The 4,515-nt window shown below is 61.1% G+C and carries 1 protein-coding gene; it reads left to right on the top strand.

From position 1 onward, the window contains the following. Positions 1–2,689: DNA gyrase subunit A (gyrA, locus tag VGP39_RS07690; RefSeq protein WP_414644592.1), on the top strand; the 2,689-nt coding region annotated here is incomplete at its 5' end. Positions 2,690–4,515 lie beyond the last annotated feature (1,826 nt).

The following is a 4,515-nucleotide window of genomic DNA, read 5'->3' as shown; positions in this document are numbered from 1 at the left end:
CGGAGAGCCGCCGGCTCCTTCCGATATTCGTCCCGTTTCGATCCTCGACGAGATGAAACGCTCCTACCTCGATTACGCCATGAGCGTGATCGTGGCGCGGGCGCTGCCGGATGCGCGCGACGGATTGAAGCCGGTGCATCGCCGGATTCTCTACGCGATGTACGAGAACGGCTTTGAGTGGAACAAGCCGTACCGCAAGTCGGCGCGCACCGTCGGCGACGTCATCGGCAAGTATCATCCCCACGGCGATCAGTCGGTCTATGACGCGCTGGTGCGGATGGCGCAGGATTTCTCCATGCGCGTGCCGCTGATCGACGGCCAGGGCAATTTCGGCTCGGTGGACGGCGATATGCCGGCCGCGATGCGTTACACCGAATCCCGGCTGACCAAGATCGCGCAGTCGCTGCTCGACGACATCGACAAGGACACCGTCGATTTCCAGGGCAACTACGACAACTCCGAGCAGGAACCGCGGGTTCTGCCGGCGAAATTTCCCAATTTGCTGGTCAACGGCGCCGGCGGCATCGCCGTCGGCATGGCCACCAACATCCCGCCGCACAACCTCGGCGAGGTGATCGACGCCTGCGTAGCGTTGATCGAAGATCCCGCGCTCGGCATCGACGATCTCATCAACATCATTCCCGGACCGGATTTTCCGACCGGCGGCATCATTCTCGGCCGCCAGGGCATCCGCTCGGCCTATCACCTCGGCCGCGGCTCGATCGTGATGCGCGGCAAGGTTTCCATCGAACCGGCGCGCAAGGACCGCGAAGCGATCATCATTTCGGAAATTCCGTACCAGGTGAACAAGGCCACCATGGTCGAACGGATCGCCGAACTGGTGCGCGACAAGAAGATCGAAGGGATTTCCGACCTGCGCGACGAATCCGACCGCGACGGTTTTCGCGTCGTCATCGAGATGAAGCGCGATGCGGTGCCCGAGGTGGTGCTGAATCAGCTCTACCGGTTCACGCCGCTGCAGACCAATTTCAGCGCCAACGTCGTGGCGCTCGATGCCGGCCGTCCGCAGGTGATGAACCTGAAGGATCTGCTGACGCTGTTCATCGCCTTCCGCGAACAGGTGGTGTCGCGCCGTACCAAATTCCTGCTCAACAAGGCGCGCGACCGCGCCCATATCCTGGTCGGCCTTGCCATCGCGGTCGCCAATATCGACGAGGTCATTCGCGTGATCCGGACCTCGCCGGATCCCAACACCGCGCGCGAAACCCTGATGGCGCGCGACTGGCCGGCCAAGGACGTCGCGGCGATGATCACGCTGATCGACGATCCCCGGCACCGGCTCGCCGCCGACGGCACCGCGCGGCTGTCGGTGGAGCAGGCCAAGGCCATCCTCGATCTGCGCCTGCAGCGGCTGACCGCGCTCGGGCGCGAGGAAATTTCCGAAGAACTCGACAAGCTCGCGGTGGAGATCGCCGACTATCTCGACATACTGCGCTCCCGCGCGCGCATCCAGAGCATCATCAAGGCCGAACTCGTCGCGATCAAGTCTGAATTCGCCACGCCGCGCAAGACCGTCATCATCGACCAGGAGAACGAGGTCGAGGACGAGGACCTGATCCAGCGCGAGGACATGGTGGTGACGGTGTCGCATGCCGGCTATGTCAAGCGGGTGCCGCTGTCGACTTACCGTGCGCAGAAGCGCGGCGGCAAAGGCCGCTCGGGCATGCAGACCCGCGAGGAGGATTTCGTCAGCCGGCTGTTCGTGGCCTCGACCCACACCCCGGTGCTGTTCTTCTCGTCGCGCGGCCAGGTCTACAAGGAAAAGGTCTGGCGGCTGCCGGTGGCGCCGCCGAACGGCCGCGGCAAGGCGCTGATCAATATCCTGCCGCTCGAGCAGGGCGAGCGCATCACCACCATCATGCCGCTGCCCGAGGACGAATCCTCCTGGGCCAATCTTGACGTGATGTTCGCCACCACCGGTGGCAACGTCCGCCGCAACAAGCTGTCCGACTTCGTCGACGTCCGCCGCTCCGGCATCATCGCCATGAAGCTCGACGACGACGAGGCGATCGTCGACGTGCAGATATGCACCGAGCATGACGACGTGCTGCTGACCGCCGCCGGCGGCCAGTGCATCCGCTTCCCCGTCACCGACGTGCGGGTGTTTACGGGGCGCACCTCGATGGGCGTGCGCGGCATTGCGTTGCCCGAAGGCGACAAGCTGATCTCGCTGACCATCCTGCGCCACATGGACGCCGATGCCGAGGAGCGCGCGGCTTATCTGCGCCGCGCCAACGCGGTGCGGCGCGGCGGCGTCGAGGACGAGGCGGGCACCGACAGCGAGGACGCGTCCGGCGCCATCGAGCTCGGCGAACAGCGCTATGTCGAGATGTCGGCGAGCGAGCAGTTCGTGCTGACCATCAGCGAGAACGGTTTTGGCAAGCGCTCGTCGTCGTTCGAGTACCGCACCACCGGCCGCGGCGGCAAGGGCATCGTCGCGATGCAGGTCAACGGCCGCAACGGCAAGCTGGTGGCGTCGTTCCCGGTGGAGGACTCAGATCAGATCATGCTGGTCACCGACAAGGGCCAGCTGATCCGCTGCCCGGTCGAAGGCATCCGCATCGCCGGCCGCTCCACCCAGGGCGTGATCGTGTTCGATACCGCCGAGGATGAGCATGTGGTGTCGGTGGAGCATATCGGCGAGGAAGAAAACGGGAATGGGGGGTAAATGGTCTTATGTCCCGGACGCGGTGCAGCATTCTTCATGCCGCTCCGCAGAGCCGGGACCCGCTTAAGCAAGCAAGCAAGCTGGGCTCCGGCTCTGCAGCGCACCGCTTCGCGAAGGGCTAAGCGTTGCACTGCGTCCGGGGCACGCGCAGCACCCTTTGCGTCATGCGCGGGCTTGACCCGCGCATCCATCTTCTTCGCAAGAGTCCAGGCTGGTATAGGGGGGTAGCTCTAGCCATAGTTGCATTGATTATCCTTACCCGCTACGCTCAGCCGCGCTGGCTACAGTCAGACATGTGAAGCACTAACGACCCACTACTCGCGGAAAACCATCCAAGTGTTTGCAAAAGCTCTGAGTGTTGTGGGTATCGTGGCGACTGTAGTCGCTGCGATCTATGCTGCGATCTCGTATCACCGAGACTCTAAGGTTCAAGAAGGGGTTCTCAATCAGACTGCGCCCTCCGAAACTGGTGTTTCGATTCAGCAGTCTTGGGGTGATAACAATATTAACGTTAGTGGTGATGGAAACATAGTGAATAGGAGGTAGGAATGACTCCGCGCGCCCCAGGCCATAGGTCGGCGACAGTACGCGTCCTCACGCTCTTTGTGTTTTCTTGTTCGGTCGCAATGCTAGTGAGCATTAAAATTGGTATTGCGCAAAACTACCAAAACAATAGAGGAAACAACTGCGCCAACATTCAAGGGAGCGGAAACTATGTTAATTGCCCGGCGCCAGTGACACGTCACGATGGCACATGCCCACCGAATTACATTTACAGTCGCACTCACGGCGATTGCATTCCGATTCAACATCGTGGCGGCGTTATTCCGTGTAGTCCCGACGACATGAGTTTTATTCCGGGCCGCGGGTACGTATCAAACTGCAGATGATCTTCAAGAAAATCCCTCGCGATAGCGATGGTGCGGGCAAACAGATCGCCCAAAGCAAGCGTAGCCCGGATGGAGCGCAGCGCGATCCGGGTTTCTCGTAGCGACACATTAGCCACGGATTTCGCTGCGCTCCGTCCGCACCACGAGCTGTACGCTACCTTCGCTCAAGTGCTATACACAGTAGGTGAGTCAAAGCCCCATTGCCGGTACGCTTCTGCATGCCCGTTCCTGTATTCTTGGCACCAGTACCTTGCGTCCATCTCGCGTCGGCGATGACAGTTCCAGCGCTGAGCACGCGGGTGGCCTTCGGTTCGAGTAAGAGCGGCTTGTCAAACAGTACTCCAACTGGACTGCGAGTCTTCATCTTTGCCTCAAAGGGTCCGCATGCGCTCTATCGCAACGGCGTGTACACATGGACGGGAACACTAGGAGCTATCGTGCCTGCCGTGGAAAAGGGATCACGGTCCGGAAAGCACCCGACAAGGATGTGAGGCCGCCTACCGCCGAGGCGGAAGATTCGGCCTTCACCCATTTCTGGGAAGTGCTGAACCTAGCTCGCCTTGAAAGGCCGCGACCGTTCTCCGATTTCTTCGGCTGCGCGCCGTTTGAAGGTAAAGCCCCAGAATGGCCGGTCTTGGGACAGGTGGGTTAGCGACGAAGGCGTAACCCACCGGCCAGACGGCAATTGCGAGTCGCTGTGGTGGGTACGGGGTTCGCGCCGAACCCACCCTACGAGCTTAGGCGCGCAATGGCGCGGTCGATCGTGTAATCTTCACGGAGTCGTATCCATGGGCTGCTAGAGCATGTTGTTTTTTACCAGAATCGGGATTCCAATTGGAGCGGATTTCTGATTCAAACTTCATGCTGGGAACAGGGGGCCAGCATGGATGACGCGACCCTATTCGGAAGATATTCGCGAACGCGCTCTGGCGCGTG

It is taken from the genome of Bradyrhizobium sp. (assembly GCF_036009065.1).
Classification (GTDB): Bacteria; Pseudomonadota; Alphaproteobacteria; order Rhizobiales; family Xanthobacteraceae; genus Bradyrhizobium.
Note: the sequence above shows the minus strand (reverse complement) of the source record. Positions and strands in the feature narration are given on the sequence as shown.